This window comes from Enterococcus sp. SB12, assembly GCF_030910025.2.
GTDB lineage: Bacteria > Bacillota > Bacilli > Lactobacillales > Enterococcaceae > Enterococcus_B > Enterococcus_B faecium.
Window position 1 is genome coordinate 784,571 of record NZ_CP175675.1, and the last position, 18,495, is coordinate 803,065.

The window sequence follows — 18,495 nt, forward strand, 5'->3', positions numbered from 1 at the left end:
ATGAAAAAATATAACTGGAATGAAACAAATGTCATCACCATGCCAAAAGAGAAAGAAGTAGCACTATATACGGATGATCTACATGTCTGGTATGGCGACAATGAAGCAATCAAAGGAGTGGATCTGGAATTTGAAAAAAATAAGATCACTGCACTGATTGGTCCTTCCGGCTGCGGAAAATCTACGTATCTTCGTTCGTTGAATCGAATGAATGATGGGATCGCTAATACGAAAATCACTGGGAAAATCATGTATCAAGGCGTAGATATTAATGCGCCTCAAGTGGATGTTTATGAGATGCGCAAACGGATTGGCATGGTTTTTCAACGTCCTAATCCGTTCAGCAAGTCGATTTATGACAATATTACATTTGCTTTGAAACAGCACGGCGAAAAAAACAAAAAGAAATTAGATGAAATCGTTGAAACAAGCTTGAAACAAGCTGCCTTGTGGGACCAAGTAAAAGACAGCTTGGACAAAAGTGCCTTGGCTTTATCTGGCGGGCAACAGCAACGTTTATGCATTGCTCGTGCGATCGCGATGAAACCTGATATCTTGCTGCTAGACGAGCCGGCAAGTGCTTTGGACCCTATTTCGACAGGAACGGTTGAAGAAACACTTGTAAACTTGAAAGAAGACTATACGATCATCATCGTGACGCATAACATGCAACAAGCAGCTCGTATCAGCGACTATACTGCCTTTTTCTATCTAGGAAAAGTAATGGAATATGACAAAACTAACAAGATATTTACCAGACCAAAAATTCAGGCAACCGAAGATTATGTGTCCGGACATTTTGGTTAAGACGGAGGCCTCAACATGACAAAAGAAATTATTTCATCTAAAGATCTTCATCTGTATTATGGAAAGAAAGAAGCACTAAAAGGGATCGATCTAAGTTTCAATCAAGGGGAAATCACTGCGATGATCGGTCCTTCTGGTTGCGGAAAATCCACTTATCTGCGTTCTTTGAACCGGATGAATGACCTGATTCTGAATGTAACGATCACCGGAAGTGTTTTATATAAAGACAAAGACATCTATGGTCCAAAAACAGATGTTGTTGAACTAAGAAAAGAAATCGGCATGGTATTCCAGCAGCCAAACCCATTTCCTTTTTCTATCTATGAAAATGTCATCTATGGATTGAAATTAAAAGGGGAAAAAGATAAAAAAGTCCTTGATCAAGTAGTTGAAGAAAGCCTGAAGGCAGCGTCTGTTTGGGATGATGTGAAAGACAAATTGCATAAAAGTGCTTTATCTTTATCCGGCGGGCAGCAGCAGCGTGTATGTATCGCACGTGTTTTGGCAGTTAGTCCGGAAATCATCTTATTGGATGAACCAACAAGTGCGCTTGATCCTGTTTCTACTGGGAAAATCGAAAGTATGCTGTTAGAATTAAGAGAGCGGTATACGATGATCATCGTGACCCATAATATGTCTCAAGCTTCACGTATTTCAGATAAGACGGCATTCTTTTTAGATGGTCACTTGATCGAATACAACGATACGAAGAAGATATTCATGAATCCAGAAAAACAAGAGACAGAAGATTATATTTCAGGTCGATTTGGATAAGGAGGAAACGGAATGCTACGTACACAATTTGAAGAAGAATTGCTGAATCTCCATAATCAGTTCTACGAAATGGGGATGATGGTGAGCAGCGCCGTGCACAAGTCAGTTCGTGCATACATCAAACACGATAAAATCTTAGCCCAAGAAGTTATCGAAAACGATATAAATATCAATAACATGGAAACACGCTTGGAGAAGAAAAGTTTTGAAATGATCGCATTGCAACAGCCAGTTACAACTGATTTGCGTATGATCATTACGGTCATGAAAGCTAGCTCGGATTTAGAACGTATGGCCGATCATGCGGTGTCTGTTGCTAAATCCACGATTCGCGTAAAAGGGCAGACGAGAATACCGGAAATCGAAAAAGAGATCTCCGATATGTCCGATTATGTGAAAAAAATGGTGGACAACGTCCTAGTTGCTTATGTCAAAACAGACGAAAAAGACGCACGTACGATCGCCAATATGGATCAAAGAGTCAATGACTATTTCAATCGAATCTATAATGCAACAATCAAAAATATGCAGGAAAATCCTGAGACAGTCATCAGTGGAACAGACTACTTGAATGTTGCCAGTTATCTAGAACGGATCGGAGACTATGTGACAAACATCTGTGAATGGATCGTCTACTTGGCTACAGGGAAAATCACTGAGTTAAATACGAACCACAATGAGATTTTCTAAACTGAAGCTGTGATTATGCCGTTTGTTTATGAAAAGAGGTTGTGAAAAAGCTGTTCTACATCAAGTAATAAGAACAGTCAAACAAAAAATAGCTCCTCATATTTTTCGTTTGGCTGGACTTATTACCGCAGATGCAAGCTTTTGAACACCGTTTATTCGGGAAAGGGTTTGTGACAAAACATGTCACAAACCCTTTTCATCATTTCATAGAAAGGATAAAGAATGCAAAAAAAAATTAGCATCATCACTATATTTTTTATTTGTGTGCTTACTTCATGGGTTATTCAGCATCAAGCCGCTTTATATGAAGTACCTGTCATCGAGATAGAAAAAGTACGAATAAAAGAGGATCATCAATTGATTACAGGAAAACTGATGAACACGGATCAAAAAGGAGAATCGATTTATTTATCGGTTCCTTATCAAAAAAATCAAATAGAAACAGCAAATATAAAAGCGAGACAAATGTATCTAGTCCAAATGCATGGAGATGAATGGCAGCTAGTAGCAAAAAAAATGATGGCTGGCTTTTCTTCTTCACAAGTATCTTCATTGGCGCCATGTTGCTTATTGGCGGAAAACAGGGTCTATTTGCTTTAGGAAGTCTCATCATCAATATCGTTTTACTTTTACTTTTGTTGCTCATCTTTACTAAAACAGAAGGGATTTCTCTATTAAATATATCTATCCTGTTCGTCGTTATAGGGATGATTATTAGCATATTGGCTTTAGATGGATGGAATAGAAGCAGTATAATCAAAATTTCAGCTGCAGTTACGAGTGTTTTTTTAGCATTTTTTATTTGTCTTTTGACAATGAATCATTGGAAAGACCAAGGACTGCGCTATGAGGAACTGAATTATCTGACACGACCGTATCGTTCTGTTTTTCTTTCTAGCGTACTGATTGGAACAGCTGGAGGAACACTCGATACCGTTATCACAGTCATTGCGACATTAGAAGAATTGACTAAGCGACAACCAGAAATAACAGCGAAACAGTTATGGCTTTCAGGAAGGCAAGTGGGTCGAGATGTGATTGGCTCGATGACCAATATCCTTTTGTTCGTCTATATCAGTGGGTCAGTTCCATCGCTTCTTTTATATTTAGGAAATCAATGGTCGTTCAAAGAAACGATAGAACAGCATTTATCATTGGAATTTTTACGCGTCATTGCTGGCAGCTTAGGAATAGTATTATCAATCCCTATCTCGGTCCTCTTTTTTCTGACTGTAAGGAGGCTGAAACGATGAATGTACTTATTATACTTGTTGGGATTTTAGCAATCAGCGTGCTACTTATTGGCGGTACGCAAGGTATGTATATTCTTTTAGGCTTATTCATCAATTTAGGGATCTTTTTCCTGTTGTTATTCGGTTATCATCAGAAGTGGCCGATACTGGCATTGTCGGTCATAGGATTTTTATTGATTGCTGTGGTTATCTTATTTTTTATCAACGGTTATAATCTAAAAATGCGTGCAGCTTTTGTGAGTATACTGATCTTTTTATTTTGTTTCCTACTATTGCTTCCTATCACTGATTTTTTAGCGATCCAAGGTTTTACATCGGTAGAACTAGAAGAATTATCTGGCTTAGATAAGACTTTAGCGATTGATTTTAGATTACTTACGAGATCGTTGCTTCTGATTAGTCTTAGTGGTGCTGTTTTAGATGCTAGTGTAGCAATTTCTAGTGGGACATTCGAAGTATATCAGGCAAATCCGCAATTATCTTTTTACCAATTGCGCCATTCTAGTTTCGCTATTGCTAAAAAAATATTGGCGTCAACAGTAATGACACTTCTTTTTGCATTCATGGGAAGTTCTTTAGCGTTGATCCTCTGGTTTATTGATTTAGACATTCCTTTTCAGCAAGTGATCAATGAAAAATCATTTGTTCTAGAATATACGATGGCTATTCTTACCACATTGTCCGCACTACTTGTTCTTCCTTTAACCTGCGTGACTGCAGCATATCTCTTTACAAAAAAGAAAGAACAACTCAAGATGGAGTAAAAGTTACAACTTAAGTCCTATGACATTTTTACTGAATCAGTGCATAATATGGATGTAAGGAAAAGCTTGCAAACAATTTTGCTTAAGGAGGCAATTTCCATGAAAGAAAGAGAACGTATTTTAGATTTAGTGAAAAAAGGAATCCTTTCGACTGAAGAAGGCTTAGATTTATTAGAAAGCATGGCAACTGAAAAAGACGAAAAGCAAATAAAAAAAGAAGCAGACAAGGTAACTGCTAGTCATAAAGAAAAAGATCAGGCAAGTCAATTGATCGATAAACTTGAAAACGGCGAAGAAGAAATTTCTGAGCCAGTTGATCCAAAGGAAAGAGAAAGACAAGATCAAGAAAACTTAGAAAAGATCTTAGATGAACTAGCAACTGAAGCGAATAAAACTTCGGCGCGTCTAGATGAAGTAAATGCTCAATTCGCTGACAATAAGGCAGCACGCAATGAGAAACAGGAAGCATTGATGCAGCTGAATACAAAAGAAGAATTAGGCGAGTTGACAGAAGAAGAATTAGCACAGCGTCAGACGTTAGAAGCAGAAATCAAAGAGTTAGAAGCTAGTGGCGATACACTGTTAGAAGAACAATTGAAATTAGAAGCAGAATTAAAAGATATCCGTAAGAATCAATGGTCTGAGAAAAAAGAAACGTTTACTGATAAGTTTGAATTGCCAGATGATTGGAAAGATCAAGCAACAGATACACTGAATCAAGTAGGCGAAAAAATGTCAGAAGCTGGATCACAGTTAGGAAAATTCTTGAAGAAAACATTCCAAACTGTTTCAGAAACAGTGAATGATAACATGGAATGGAAAGATGTCAGCTTACGTGTCCCTGGGATTGCGACAACGAAATTTGAGCATGAATTTTACTATGAAGCTCCTGCAGCAAGTATCCTCGATATCAAGGCAGCAAACGGAAACGTGACGTTAAAAACGTGGGACAGCAACGATGTGAAAGTTGAAGCTAAGATCAAACTTTACGGAAAAATGGGTGCTGAACCATTTGAAGCATTCTCTGAACGGAGCCAGATTGAGGTTAATGAAGATCATATCTCCTTCCAAATTCCAAATAAACGTGTGCGTGCAGACCTTGTTTTCTACTTACCTAAACGAGTATACGACCACGCAGCTATTAAACTTCTAAATGGCAACATCATGATTGAAACATTGGAAGCTAAAGATATTTATACAAAATCTACGAATGGTAACATCATCGTGGACCAATTAACTGCAACGATGCTGGAAGTAGAAGGTGTAAACGGCAATATCGATATTCGAAACGGGAACATCTTAGATTCTATTATCGAAACAGTAAATGGTACAGTGACATTTGGTGCGACAGCAGAAAATCTTTCTGTGTCTTTAGTAAATGGTGATGTACGTCTTACGATTAAAGAAGATAATTTGAAAAAAGTAGAAGCAAGTTCAGTGAACGGAAATGTCAAAGTCGCTTTACCAGATGGCATCGGTTTGGAAGGACATGCTAAAACAAGTCTTGGAAGTATCAATAGCCGTCTGTCCAATTACGAAGTAGTTCGTGAGAAAAAAGAACGGACAAACCAAATGTTGCAATTCCGTCGTGTTTCAGATGGTGAAATCGCGCAAGTGCAACTTTCAACGACAACAGGAAGTATCTATTTAAAAGATACAGATAAATAAAGAGGTTGTGAAAGAGATGTTCAGCCTTGAGCAATAAGAAGCGATTTTGTAAAATAGCTTCCCCTATTTTACAAAATTGTGCCTTATTGCCGATAGGCTATCTCTTGAACACCGTTTACCAAGAGATTATGAACTTGCCACTTATCGCCGATTCACAAGGAATAATTTCAAAAAAAACTCGTCACGTTTTATGAATATGGTAATTTGTGACCGAGAATTTTGCAGAGAGACACCGATTAAGAAGAAGGTTGTCACAACGATTTTCTTCATTTAAAATAGTAGAACAGAGGTGAGACATGATGAAAAAAAAGTTGACAAAATCCAATAAAAATGTTGTTTTGACAGGGACTTTAGCAGGAATAGGAGAATACATCGGGATTGATCCGACTGTTATCCGTGTGCTTTATGTATTCCTGAGCTTAGTTGCTTTTGGAAGTCCAATCATTTTATACATTTTATTAGCTTTGATTATCCCATCTGCGCGTTCTGCACGAACAAACTATGGACATAACAATGCATATTATGAAAAAAACAATTATCGTGAACAAACTCGTGAACAAACAAAAAAACGCAAAGAAGCGGAAAAAATCGATGATGACGAATGGAGTGACTTTTAATGTCGTACTTTCAACGTATTTTAGTTAATACGTTAACATTCATATCATTGGCTGTTCTTTTTCCTGCGATGGTCCATGTAAGCAGTATTTGGACGGCCGTTCTTGCCAGCTTCGTATTGTCTGTGTTGAATATGTTTGTCAAACCGATTTTGACGATACTGTCCCTGCCCTTTACATTAGTCACATTGGGATTGTTTACGTTTGTTATCAATGCAGCGATTCTTAAAATGACCTCCTTTTTTGTGGGAGCAGAACATTTTAGTTTTTCTTCATTCGGTGCAGCGTTGTTAGTAGCTATCTTGATGTCGCTTGTCAATGTAATTGTCAGCGAACATAACAGTAGAAAATAAAAGAAAGCTGTGCCGAACTATCGGCGCAGTTTTTTTATTTAGAATTAGGAATGCGTTTTCTATTACATTAGTAATTAAATAAAAACGTTTTTTTTAATTGGTAGTACTTTTGGCTAGACAATGATAAAATGATAGAGAACACTCTAATAGAAATGAGGTAGCATGAATGTCAGAAGTTGTAAAAGTTAGCCAATTAGTGAAAAAATTATCTTTGGAAATCGTGACAGGCGACGAGAAAAGCTTAGACCGTGTCATCGTAACTGGGGACATCTCACGCCCAGGACTAGAGTTGACTGGTTATTTTAATTATTATTCCCATAATCGTTTACAGCTATTTGGCAGTAAAGAAATCAGTTTTGCGGAACGGATGATCCCAGAAGAGCGTTTGATCATCATGAGAAGATTATGTAGTGAAGATATGCCCGCATTTATTATTTCAAGAGGATTACCAGCTCCAGAAGAAATGATCCAGGCAGCAAATGAAAATGGGATAGCTGTACTGCGTTCTCCCATCTCAACTTCTCGTTTATTAGGAGAATTATCCAGTTATTTAGATGGTCGCCTTGCCCCTCGAACAAGTGTCCACGGTGTTTTAGTGGATGTTTACGGATTAGGTGTACTGATTCAAGGTGACAGTGGGATAGGAAAAAGTGAAACAGCGTTGGAGTTGATCAAACGCGGTCATCGATTGATCGCAGACGATCGAGTAGATGTTTATCAGCAAGATGAATTAACGGTGATCGGAGAACCGCCTAAAATCCTGGAACATCTGATTGAAATCCGAGGAATCGGGATCATTGATGTAATGAATCTTTTTGGTGCGAGTGCGGTACGTGGCTCTATGCAAGTCCAGTTGGCTGTTTATCTGGAAGCATGGGCAAAAGATAAGAAATACGACCGTCTGGGCTCTGAAGACACGACCGTTGAAATCGCGGAAGTGGGCATTCCACAAATAAAAATCCCTGTCAAAACAGGACGAAACGTTGCAATCATCATTGAAGTAGCCGCGATGAATTTCCGTGCACGTACAATGGGCTTTGACGCAACGAAAACATTTGAAGAAAGATTAAGTCGCTTGATTGAAGAAAACTCAGGCAACGACTAGCAAGGAGTGACAATATGTTAGCACAAATCAATCGAGTTGCTTTTGAGCTTGTAGGGATTCCTATCTACTGGTATGCATTGATCATCGTATCAGGTATCATTATCGCCATGTGGCTTAGCAGCAGAGAGGCTGTTCGGGTAGGATTAAAAGCAGATGATGTGACAGATTTTATGTTGTGGGGATTGCCTATCTCCATTATTGGCGCTCGCTTATATTATGTTTTATTTGATCTTCCCCAGTATATAGCTGATCCAATCCAAATATTCAATATCCGTTCAGGAGGCTTAGCTATTTATGGCGGACTGATTGCAGGCGCGATCACGCTGTATTTTTTTACTAAATATCATTTTATTTCTTTGTGGACTTTTTTAGATATCGCTGCACCAAGTGTATTATTAGCACAGGCAATCGGTCGTTGGGGAAATTTCATGAACCACGAAGCATATGGACCAGACACGACGCGAAGCTTCTTAGAAAGTCTGCATTTACCGCAATTCATCATTGATAATATGTATATCGAAGGGATCTATCGTCAACCAACATTTCTTTATGAATCACTTTGGAGTTTGATTGGATTTATTTTGCTTTTGTTTTTACGAAAGAAACCACACCTTTTGAAAAAAGGCGAAGTCCTTTTATGTTATCTAATGTGGTATAGTTTCGGGCGTTTCTTTATTGAAGGATTACGTACAGACAGTCTTTACTTTTTAGGTGTGATCCGTATTTCTCAATTATTATCTGCTGTGTTATTTGTCGGTACATTGATTCTATTTATTTGGCGCAGAAAAAAAAGAAATTTACCGGATTATGACCGCTCATTAGGAAAAAATCAACAAATTATCTGATTTTTAGAGCGTTAAAAATGAAAAAAATTTCAGGAGTGGTAAAATGAATTATAGAGTAGCGGTTTTAGGACCAGGCTCTTGGGGTACTGCTTTGGCACAAGTCCTCGCCGAAAACGGACATGACGTTCGGATTTGGGGACATCGTGCTTCACAAGTAGAAGAAATCAACACCCAACACACGAATCAACATTATTTACCAGATCATTATCTACCCGATTCCATCCAAGCATTCACCAATATGGAAGATGCAGTAAAAGACGCAGATGCGGTGCTATTTGTCATTCCAACGAAAGCAATACGTTCTGTTGCAAAAGAACTAGTGCCTAAATTGAATACAAAGCCAGTGATCATCCATGCAAGTAAAGGATTAGAACAGGGAACACATAAAAGGATCTCTGACATCTTGTTAGAGGAAATCCCAGCAGAAAAAAGAAAAGCTGTTATTGTTCTTTCTGGACCAAGCCATGCAGAAGAAGTAGCGAAACATGACATCACTACGATCACAGCTGCAAGTACAGATGCAAAAGCAGCAAAATATGTACAAGAGCTGTTCATGAATAATTATTTTCGGATCTATACCAATCCTGATGTGATCGGTGTAGAGATGGGGGCAGCTTTGAAAAATATTATTGCTATTGGTGCTGGCGCTATTCACGGCTTAGGGTTTGGCGATAATGCAAAGGCAGCAATCATGACGCGCGGATTAGCTGAGATCAGCCGTTTAGGTGTAGCAATGGGTGCCAACCCGCTGACCTTTATCGGATTAAGCGGAGTAGGCGATCTAGTCGTTACTTGCACAAGTGTTCATTCTAGGAACTGGCGCGCAGGCAACTTGTTAGGACAAGGGCAGCCCCTAGAAGAGGTGCTAGCCAATATGGGAATGGTCGTTGAAGGTGTGAATACTACTCAAGCAGCGATGGAACTAGCCCAAATAATGGAAATCGAAATGCCCATCACTCAAACAATCTATGAAGTGCTGTATGAACAAAAAGAAATCAAAACAGCCGCAAAAGAAATCATGTTACGTGATGGGAAAAAAGAAAATGAATTCTCATTAACAATTTTTTGAAGGAGCGAATGTATATGAAAGTCAAAAAAGCAGTTATTCCAGCAGCAGGATTAGGAACAAGATTTTTACCAGCAACAAAAGCTATGGCAAAGGAAATGTTGCCAATTGTTGATAAACCAACAATCCAGTTCATCGTTGAAGAAGCGTTGAAATCAGGAATCGAAGACATCTTGATCGTTACAGGAAAAGCTAAACGACCAATCGAAGATCACTTTGATTCAAATATTGAATTAGAAACAAACCTAAGTGAAAAAGGAAAGACCGAATTATTGAAATTAGTAGAAGAAACGACAGATGTCAACTTGCATTTCATCCGTCAATCTCATCCAAAGGGTTTAGGACATGCCGTTCTTCAAGCAAGAGCCTTTATTGGAAATGAACCGTTTGTCGTTATGCTAGGCGATGATATCATGGAAGATGAAGTACCATTGACACAGCAATTAATCGATGATTACGAACGTACTCATGCTTCTACGATCGCCGTTATGCAAGTTCCTCATGATGAAACTTCAAAATACGGAATTATCAATCCAGGAGAAGTATTGGAAGATGGGTTATACAATGTCAAAAACTTTGTTGAAAAACCAGATCCAAGCAAAGCACCAAGTGATTTAGCTATTATTGGACGTTACTTATTGACTCCAGAAATTTTTGATGTATTGTCCGAGCAACAACCAGGAGCCGGAAATGAAATCCAATTAACTGACGCAATCGATACATTGAATAAAACACAACGCGTATTTGCCCGTAAATTCACAGGTAAACGTTACGATGTCGGTGACAAATTTGGTTTTATGAAAACAAGTATTGAATATGGTCTAACACATCCAGAAGTAGGTGCACCTTTACGTGAGTATATCCTGTCTTTAGGTAAAAAATTAGAAGCAGAAGGAAGCAAGATCGATCATAATCCAAAAGGAATAACAGAAATCAAAGAAGAAAAGAAAAAATAACCCTTTTTTCTAACGAGCTTCAGCTGCTAATTGAATAAAAAGTAGTTGAAGCTCGTTTTTATTTGTTTAAAAAACACGAAAATGCTATCCTTATAGAAAAGAGAGACAAGAAGGGAGTTTGATCATGTCAGGAGGAGAAATTGCAGGATTGATCGCAGCAATCGCCTTTGCGATACTTGTCGTTTTTATCGTTCGTGTGTTGTTGCAAGTTTCTAAAACTTTAGAAAAAGTAGATCAGACTGTAGCAGAAGCAAATACGACGATCGAAATCGTCACAAAAGACGTAGATCTTTTGTCTAGACAAGTAGAAGGCTTGCTGGTCAAAAGTAATGAACTGCTCTTGGATATCAATGGAAAAGTCGCAACGATCGATCCATTGTTCACAGCAGTTGCTGATTTAAGTGAAAGTGTATCAGAACTTAATCATTCTAGTAAAAACATCGCGACGAAAGTCGGCGGAATCGGTAAAACGACAGCTAAAGCGACGGTTGCCGGAAAAGTCGGTGGGACAGCGATGAAATTTTTTAAAAACAAAAAACATACTGAAACGACAGGAGGAAAATAAAAATGGCTAAAAAAGGTGGATTTTTATTAGGTGCAGTAGTCGGAGGAACAGCCGCAGCAATCGCCGCGTTATTGTTAGCACCAAAATCTGGTAAAGAACTTCGGGATGAATTAGCTGCCCAAGCGGATGATTTGATGGATATGGCTTCAGATTACACAGATATGGCGAAAGAAAAATCGACTGAGTTAACAGGTATTGCAAAAGAAAAAGCGCAAGATCTTTCTCAACAAGCAGGTGATCTAGCAGGTAGTGTCAAACAAAAAGTAAGTGAATCAGCAGATGAAGCAGGAAGTGAATCTGACGATATCTTGTTAAATCTTAAAGAACAATCAGCTGACTTATCTAATCGTTTCAAAAAAACGGCAGAAGATATGAAAAAACCTGCAGATGAATTAGGAAGTATTGCTAAAGATACTTCAGAAGATATCATGATTGATGTAAAAGACGCTGCTGGTAAAGCAGGAGATACTGTCAATGAAGGAATGTCAGAAGCAAAACCAGTTGCAGATGACACAAAAGAAATGATGAAAATGGCAAAAGAAGATGCGAAAGAAGCTAAAAAAGAAATAAAAGATACAATGACAGATTCATCTACAAATCACTAAAATCACAAATTTATAGAATAAAAAGGTGGGAGCGGACTAGCTCTCACCTTTTTTACTCTTATTTTTCTAAAACAAGTAATTCTTTTGGTGTAGTCGTGAATGGCACACAGCCATCGCTTGTCACATATACACAGTCTTCGACACGTACCCCTACTTTTTCAGGAATATAGATTCCTGGTTCAAGAGAGAAGCACATTCCTTCTTCGATTACTAAGTCATTTCCTTCTACAAGGGAAGGGAATTCGTGGACGGTTGTTCCGATCCCGTGACCTAAACGGTGATTGAAATATTCGCCGTAGCCATAGCTGTTGATCACGTTTCGTGCGATTTGATCAAGTTCACCTGCTGTCACACCTGGACGGACGGCTTCTTGTGCGGCAAGCTGTGCTTCAAGAGTGATGTTGTATATTTTTTCTTGGAAGTCGGTTGGTTTTTGATAAGCAATTGTACGAGTAGCATCACTGCAATAGCCATTCCAAACAACGCCAAGATCGAATAACACAAGTTCATTCGGTGAAATCTTCGTGTTTCCTGGTGTACCATGAGGGCTTGCAGCATTTGCTCCTGCAAGGACTAATGTGTCGAAAGACATTTGTGAAACACCTTGTTTTTTCAATTGGTATTCGATTTCTGCAATGATCGCTTGTTCAGTCACGCCTTCTTTCACTGCTTTAAAGCCAATCTCAAATGCAACATCGGCCCATTTACCAGCTTCGATCAGTTTGTCTTTTTCCTCTAGAGTTTTGATCAGTTGTAGACGTTGGATGATGGAAGTTAGATCAGTGTAAGAATCCGTTCCCGTCAAGATATCAGAGATAGCATCGAAGCGCTCGACAGTCAAGGCGTTCTTTTCAATCCCTACATTGCCAGGCTGACCATAGCGAGCACGAAGTTCTTTTCCGATGATCTCCCAAGGGTTTTCGCTGTCTAAATAGCCACGGACATCATACGCCCAACTACTGTTTTGAGCATCTTCAACTTCCAAAGCAGGAGTGAAAAGGAAAGGATCTTGTTCAAGAGGGATAAAAAGAGCTAGTACACGCTCATGAGGATCACTTTCGTATCCGGAAAAGTAAGCGATGTGGCCAGGGTCGCTGATATAAGCCAATTCGACTTGGTGTTGTGCCATCCATTGACGTAGTTCATTGATTTTTACGTTATTCATTTGGCAACCTACTTTCTAAATTAATTTTGTATTCAATAATTGTACCACTGATTTATTAAAAGACCAACGTTCTAAAAACTGAAAAAAGTAAAAATTTTCATGAAAACAGAGATAAAACGGTTGCAATTCTTGAGATTATTTGATATCCTATTTTAGAAATGTAAGACGTATTTTCAGAAAACATATAAAATATGAATAGGAGCACACAAATGGAAAAGCAAACAATCACTATCTATGATGTAGCGAGAGAGGCAAATGTTTCGATGGCTACTGTTTCACGTGTCGTAAATGGCAATCCAAACGTCAAACCAGCAACAAGAAAAAAAGTCTTGGAAGTTATCGATCGCTTGGATTATCGTCCAAACGCAGTTGCGCGTGGCTTGGCAAGTAAGAAAACAACAACAGTTGGGGTAATCATCCCTGATGTCAGCAATATGTTCTTTGCTTCTTTAGCACGTGGTATCGATGATGTGGCAACAATGTACAAATACAATATTATCTTAGCAAATTCAGATGGCAACGACCAAAAAGAAGTCAATGTATTGAATAACTTACTGGCTAAGCAAGTGGATGGCGTGATCTTCATGGGTCACCATATCACAGACGAAATCCGTGGAGAATTTTCACGTTCAAAAACTCCTGTTGTATTAGCTGGCTCTATTGATCCAGATGAACAAGTAGGTAGTGTAAACATTGATTATGTATCAGCAACAAAAGATGCAGTAAACAAATTGGCCAAAAGCGGCAATAAAAAAATCGCTTTTGTCAGTGGTGCGTTGATCGATCCCATCAATGGACAAAATCGTCTGAAAGGCTATAAAGAAGCATTAAGTGAAAATAACCTACCATATAGCGAAGGATTGATCTTTGAAGCACAATACAACTTCAAAGATGGTCTATCTCTAGTCGATCGGATCCATAATAGCGGTGCAACAGCTGTCTATGTTTCAGATGATGAATTAGCCATCGGTATTTTGGATGGTTTATTAGACCGTGGCGTGAAAGTACCGGAAGAATTCGAAATCATCACAAGTAACAATTCACTACTGACAGAAGTAGCTCGTCCTCGTTTAACAAGTATCACACAACCATTATACGATTTAGGAGCGGTATCTATGCGCCTATTGACGAAAATGATGAATAAAGAAGAAGTCGAAGAAAAAACGATTATCTTGCCTTATGGAATCGAAGAAAAAGGATCTACAAAATAATAAAAGGACAACCATTCAGAGGTTGTGAGCCTGCCGTTTAACTCTGCGTCACAAGAAGCAATTTCAAAAAACAGCATCTCATGTTTGATGAATATATATTGTGACTTGTGATTCGGAGTTGGCAGGAGAACACCGTTTATTCGGGAAAAGGGGTTATGACAAAATTTTGTTATAATCCTTTTTTTTGTGTCTTAAAAAAGAGAGAAAGTGGTTGAAATTACATTTATCGTATAGAAAACAATCCGTGTATATATGCTGCATTTTGTTCACCACCATCAAAAAAATAAGGGAATGTGACAATACTATTGTCACATTCCCTTATTACTGTGTAATCTATTAAATCAATCATCTTTCTCATCTGATTCTTTGGTTGCTTGATTTGCTCTTGCATAAGCTGAAGCGGTGTTCCAGTAATCTGTATAGTTTTCATCGGTACCGCCAACGCCAAATTTAAAGGCGCTTTTCTTCGGTCCATTTTTTGCCCATAGCGATTCAACTGTTTTTCCTGGTGTTTGGATGGATTTTTTATTGACAGTAACTTTTCCAGGTGTTTGACCAGTAAATCCAGATACTTTTTTCTTCATCACATCAGATGATAATTCGAATTTCTCATCAGTGCCAAAAATGTCAGGTTTTGCTTGGTAAGCTTGATTGATCAGATTGGCAAGATAATTAGCCGAACGTATCCTTGCTTTGCTGTCCATTCCAGTATTGTCATCGTGCCCTGCCCAGCTACTGATGGTAATAGACGGAGTAGAGACAATTAGCCACGAATCTCGGTATTCATTGGTAGAACCAGTTTTTCCGACCCAATCTGCTTTTCCTAGATTTCCGTTTAAGCTTGAGATGGCATCTTTGAATGGTGTAGTGATTTTTGCATTGATCACACTACGCATCATGTCATTCATGATCGATGCTGTTGCTTCCGAATAGATCCGGACAGAGTTGCTTTCGTGTTTATAAATTACATTTCCTGCGTTATCTGTGATGGAATCGATGATATAGCCTTCTTCATAGACCCCGCCGTTTGCTAAAGCCTGAAATCCGTTGGTCTGTTGAAGCGTTGTGACATCTACTGTACCTAAAGGAGCAGATTCAACGCCCCAATCGTCATTTGCCGGGTAGTTCATCTTTGCCAAGTAGTGCTCGTAAGCATATTGTTTCGATCCACCGGAATTCAACACATCTTGATATAAGTGATAAGCCGGGATATTGTTGGACCATTCTAGTGACTCACGGACGGTTTGGAAGGTGTTCGATCCTTCGTTAGTAGCATTGACGATTTTCTCGCCAGCATTTTCTCCTTCTTGCCAAGTTGTTGCATAATCTGATACACGGGATTCTGATCCGATAAGCCCCATGTCGATTGCAGGTCCGTAAACAAGAACTGGTTTGATTGATGAGCCAGCTTGACGTTCTGTATCGAAGGCATGGTTATTTTGATTCTGACTGTAATTCCGTCCGCCAACGAATCCGTAGATGCGGCCAGTTCTGTTATCCATCAATACATTTCCGGTTTCTACTTGACTGCCAGCACCATCATCTAACATGTATCCATAATTTTCTACGCCATTTTGCAGTGCAGCATAGACATCTTTATCGATTGTCGAATGGATTGTATATCCTTTATTTTGGATCGTTTGCTGTGCCTTTTGATAATAAGCGTCACTGATCGATGAATCAGACATATCAGCGTTGTCTTTTTCAGCCAATTGTTGTGCAATGATTCTTGTTGCTTCATTCATCACAGTATAATACAAGAATTCTCTGTCAGTCTGTTCTGCGATTTGTTGTGGTAGAAAGTCTTTTGTAAGGTCATAGGATTTTGCTTCTTCGTATTGTTCTTTCGTAATTTGGCCTTCACGATACATACTGAATAAAACAAAATCTTTTCTGGCAAGGCCGGCAGAAAGATCTTCTTTTAGCGCGCCTGTGTTCGTGTATGGACTATACGTGATCGGGCTTTGGGGTAATCCAGCGATATAAGCAGCTTGCGGCAGAGTAACATCTTTTGCATCTACACCAAAGATTCCTCTTGCAGCTTCCTGGACTCCAGCAATGTTTTGTCCCTTATTATTACGACCAAATGGTGAGACATTCAAATACGTAGCAATGATCTCATCTTTTGAAAAGTATTTTTCTACTTGTGCAGAAAGAATGATCTCGTTTGCTTTACGTTTGAATGTTGTTTCATCTGTAAGGATCTGCTGTTTGACTAATTGCTGTGTCAAAGTTGATCCACCAGAAGAGCCAATACCAGTAGCTTCAGATACTAATGCTCGTAAAACAGCTTTAGGAACGTAACCTTGGTGTTTATCGAAGTATTCATCCTCTGTGCTGATAATTGCAGTTTTCAATAAAGGTGAAATCTTATCAGATGAAATAGTCGTGCGCATCAGATCTGTCTGGATTTTTGATATCTCTGTATTATCTGCATAAACAATCTTTGACGTTTCTGTAATGTTTCCTAGTTCTGTCTGCAGTGCTTTTTTAGTCGGCAATTGTGTGTCTTCGACGAGATAGGCAAAATAGCCAGCGCCTATTCCAATACCTAGAGCTGCGAACATCAAAAGAAGAACAGTAATAAAAACAGTCAATGATTGAAAAACTCTAAAAATAATCTTAGGAACAAACCATTTTTCTTTTTTTCTTCTATTCTGTTTTTTTCGAGTATTTTTGCGTGGCAAAAGGGTCACCTCAACTAATGGTTTTATTTCGCTAATTATAGCAAATAATAGAACAAAAAAACAGACAAGGCTGTTTTTGGCAGGAATTTCTTTTTTAAAGGAGTTAAAACGTGAGAAAATGATCTTTTTTATAAAAGAGTTCTTAAGCTTTTCTTTAGAGAAAATTTCAGTTACTATGGAGAACAGGGCAAAGAAAAATCAATCATTTTCTTTGTATATCATCTTCAATATATAGGAATTGTTAGTAACAATTGCCTTTCAAGGAGGAATCCATCCATGTTATTAGGCTCACACGTCAGCATGAGCGGAAAGAAAATGCTGTTAGGAGCAGCAGAAGAAGCAGCCAGTTATGGATCTTCGACTTTTATGATCTATACAGGCGCCCCTCAAAACACTAGAAGAAAAGCCATCGAAGAGATGAATATTGATGCCGGAAAAGCGTACATGGCAGAAAACGGTCTAACAAATATCGTCGTTCATGCCCCTTATATCATTAATTTGGGGAATACGATCAAACCAGAAATGTTTCCTTTTGCCGTCCAATTTCTGAGAGAAGAGATTGTTCGTGCAGAAGCTTTAGGCGCTACTCAAATTACACTTCACCCAGGTGCTCATGTAGGGGCAGGAACAGAAGCCGGAATTGCTAGAATTATTGAAGGCTTGAATGAAGTTTTGACAAAAGAACAGACGGCACAAATCGCTTTGGAGACGATGGCAGGTAAAGGTACGGAAATCGGTCGAACATTTGAGGAATTAGCGCAAATCATCGATGGAGTAAAATTGAATGAAAAATTATCCGTTACTTTTGACACCTGTCATACGAATGATGCCGGTTATAATATTAAAGAAGACTTTTCAGGTGTAATGGAAGAGTTTGATAAGATCATCGGGTTAGATCGGCTTAAAGTACTCCATATCAATGATTCTAAAAATCCGCAAGGTTCGCATAAAGACCGGCACGCCAATATTGGTTTTGGAACAATCGGATTCGACACGTTGAATAAGATCGTCCATGATCCAATGTTTGACAATATTTCGAAAATCTTGGAAACTCCCTATGTCGGCAAAGATAAAAAGAAAGCTTACGCACCATATGGAAAAGAAATCGCCATGTTCAAAGCGCAAACATTCGATCCAGAAGTGTTTCCTGAGTTATTAGCAGAAGAAGTGATACTCTAAGATTTTCTATTTGACAGCAGCAAAAAAGGACCAGGCAATGTGCCTTGTCCTTTTTTGTTTAAGAAACAAAGGAGTACTTTTTGCAGTCTTTTTCATCATGCATCTTCTCCCCCCTCTTTTTAAATTTAGACAAACAGGGTATACTGGTAGAAAAGTAAAAAAACGAAAAGTTTCACAAGCAAGTGGCA

General features: G+C 38.6%; 19 protein-coding genes. 17 read left to right on the forward strand and 2 right to left on the reverse strand.

All coding sequences use genetic code 11. The features are described 5' to 3' along the window. The 15 genes from pstB (RBL01_RS03800) (at position 1) to RBL01_RS03870 (ending at position 12,065) form a co-directional block, all read left to right on the forward strand. On the forward strand, positions 1-807 hold the full coding sequence (pstB, locus tag RBL01_RS03800) for a phosphate ABC transporter ATP-binding protein PstB (RefSeq protein WP_002289486.1): 807 nt from the start codon (positions 1-3) through the stop codon (positions 805-807). Between the two features lie 15 nt (positions 808-822). Next, on the forward strand, positions 823-1,581 hold the full coding sequence (pstB, locus tag RBL01_RS03805) for a phosphate ABC transporter ATP-binding protein PstB (protein WP_307780838.1): 759 nt from the start codon (positions 823-825) through the stop codon (positions 1,579-1,581). Positions 1,582-1,593: 12 nt separating this feature from the next. Continuing rightward, positions 1,594-2,271, forward strand: a complete 678-nt coding sequence (gene phoU / locus RBL01_RS03810; RefSeq protein WP_002289490.1) for a phosphate signaling complex protein PhoU — start codon at positions 1,594-1,596, stop codon at positions 2,269-2,271. 222 nt (positions 2,272-2,493) lie between these two features. After that, a complete protein-coding gene (locus tag RBL01_RS03815; protein ID WP_002322849.1) occupies positions 2,494-2,871 on the forward strand; it encodes a hypothetical protein in 378 nt (125 codons plus the stop codon). Further along, positions 2,832-3,524 carry a YibE/F family protein gene (locus RBL01_RS03820; RefSeq protein ID WP_002334471.1) on the forward strand — a complete coding sequence of 231 codons (693 nt, stop codon included), beginning with the start codon at positions 2,832-2,834 and terminating at the stop codon, positions 3,522-3,524. Before RBL01_RS03815 ends, RBL01_RS03820 begins: the two co-directional genes overlap by 40 nt. After that, positions 3,521-4,288 (forward strand): YibE/F family protein, encoded by a 768-nt coding sequence (locus RBL01_RS03825; protein WP_002337328.1) that lies wholly within the window; start codon positions 3,521-3,523, stop codon positions 4,286-4,288. Before RBL01_RS03820 ends, RBL01_RS03825 begins: the two co-directional genes overlap by 4 nt. Before the next feature lie 99 nt (positions 4,289-4,387). After that, the gene (gene liaX, locus RBL01_RS03830) at positions 4,388-5,956 is read left to right on the forward strand and encodes a daptomycin-sensing surface protein LiaX (RefSeq protein ID WP_002289495.1); all 1,569 of its coding nucleotides are present in this window, start codon (positions 4,388-4,390) and stop codon (positions 5,954-5,956) included. A gap of 296 nt (positions 5,957-6,252) precedes the next feature. Continuing rightward, positions 6,253-6,573, forward strand: a complete 321-nt coding sequence (locus RBL01_RS03835) for a PspC domain-containing protein (protein ID WP_002294972.1) — start codon at positions 6,253-6,255, stop codon at positions 6,571-6,573. After that, positions 6,573-6,923, forward strand: a complete 351-nt coding sequence (locus RBL01_RS03840; protein ID WP_002289566.1) for a phage holin family protein — start codon at positions 6,573-6,575, stop codon at positions 6,921-6,923. Before RBL01_RS03835 ends, RBL01_RS03840 begins: the two co-directional genes overlap by 1 nt. A gap of 166 nt (positions 6,924-7,089) precedes the next feature. Then, a complete protein-coding gene (gene hprK, locus RBL01_RS03845; protein ID WP_002289568.1) occupies positions 7,090-8,028 on the forward strand; it encodes an HPr(Ser) kinase/phosphatase in 939 nt (312 codons plus the stop codon). A 14-nt stretch (positions 8,029-8,042) separates the two neighbouring features. Next, positions 8,043-8,873 carry a prolipoprotein diacylglyceryl transferase gene (gene lgt / locus RBL01_RS03850; RefSeq protein WP_038809743.1) on the forward strand — a complete coding sequence of 277 codons (831 nt, stop codon included), beginning with the start codon at positions 8,043-8,045 and terminating at the stop codon, positions 8,871-8,873. Positions 8,874-8,916: 43 nt separating this feature from the next. Then, positions 8,917-9,942 carry an NAD(P)H-dependent glycerol-3-phosphate dehydrogenase gene (locus RBL01_RS03855; RefSeq protein ID WP_038809742.1) on the forward strand — a complete coding sequence of 342 codons (1,026 nt, stop codon included), beginning with the start codon at positions 8,917-8,919 and terminating at the stop codon, positions 9,940-9,942. Positions 9,943-9,956: 14 nt separating this feature from the next. Then, on the forward strand, positions 9,957-10,895 hold the full coding sequence (gene galU / locus RBL01_RS03860; protein ID WP_002330048.1) for a UTP--glucose-1-phosphate uridylyltransferase GalU: 939 nt from the start codon (positions 9,957-9,959) through the stop codon (positions 10,893-10,895). A gap of 124 nt (positions 10,896-11,019) precedes the next feature. Continuing rightward, entirely contained in the window at positions 11,020-11,460 is a 441-nt protein-coding gene (locus tag RBL01_RS03865; protein WP_002289575.1) for a DUF948 domain-containing protein, read from the forward strand. 2 nt (positions 11,461-11,462) lie between these two features. Next, the gene (locus tag RBL01_RS03870) at positions 11,463-12,065 is read left to right on the forward strand and encodes a YtxH domain-containing protein (protein ID WP_002294968.1); all 603 of its coding nucleotides are present in this window, start codon (positions 11,463-11,465) and stop codon (positions 12,063-12,065) included. 58 nt (positions 12,066-12,123) lie between these two features. Here RBL01_RS03870 and RBL01_RS03875 read toward each other — a convergent pair whose 3' ends face one another. Then, positions 12,124-13,230 (reverse strand): aminopeptidase P family protein, encoded by a 1,107-nt coding sequence (locus RBL01_RS03875; RefSeq protein ID WP_038809739.1) that lies wholly within the window; start codon positions 13,228-13,230, stop codon positions 12,124-12,126. Between the two features lie 209 nt (positions 13,231-13,439). Between RBL01_RS03875 and ccpA the strand changes: the two genes are divergently transcribed. After that, on the forward strand, positions 13,440-14,441 hold the full coding sequence (gene ccpA, locus RBL01_RS03880) for a catabolite control protein A (protein ID WP_002291653.1): 1,002 nt from the start codon (positions 13,440-13,442) through the stop codon (positions 14,439-14,441). Between the two features lie 341 nt (positions 14,442-14,782). Here the strand turns inward: ccpA and RBL01_RS03885 are convergent, their stop codons facing one another. Next, on the reverse strand, positions 14,783-17,128 hold the full coding sequence (locus tag RBL01_RS03885) for a transglycosylase domain-containing protein (RefSeq protein ID WP_038809342.1): 2,346 nt from the start codon (positions 17,126-17,128) through the stop codon (positions 14,783-14,785). 276 nt (positions 17,129-17,404) lie between these two features. Between RBL01_RS03885 and RBL01_RS03890 the strand changes: the two genes are divergently transcribed. After that, positions 17,405-18,307: a deoxyribonuclease IV gene (locus tag RBL01_RS03890; RefSeq protein ID WP_002300683.1), complete on the forward strand. Its 903-nt coding sequence runs from the start codon at positions 17,405-17,407 to the stop codon at positions 18,305-18,307. Positions 18,308-18,495: the final 188 nt, after the last annotated feature.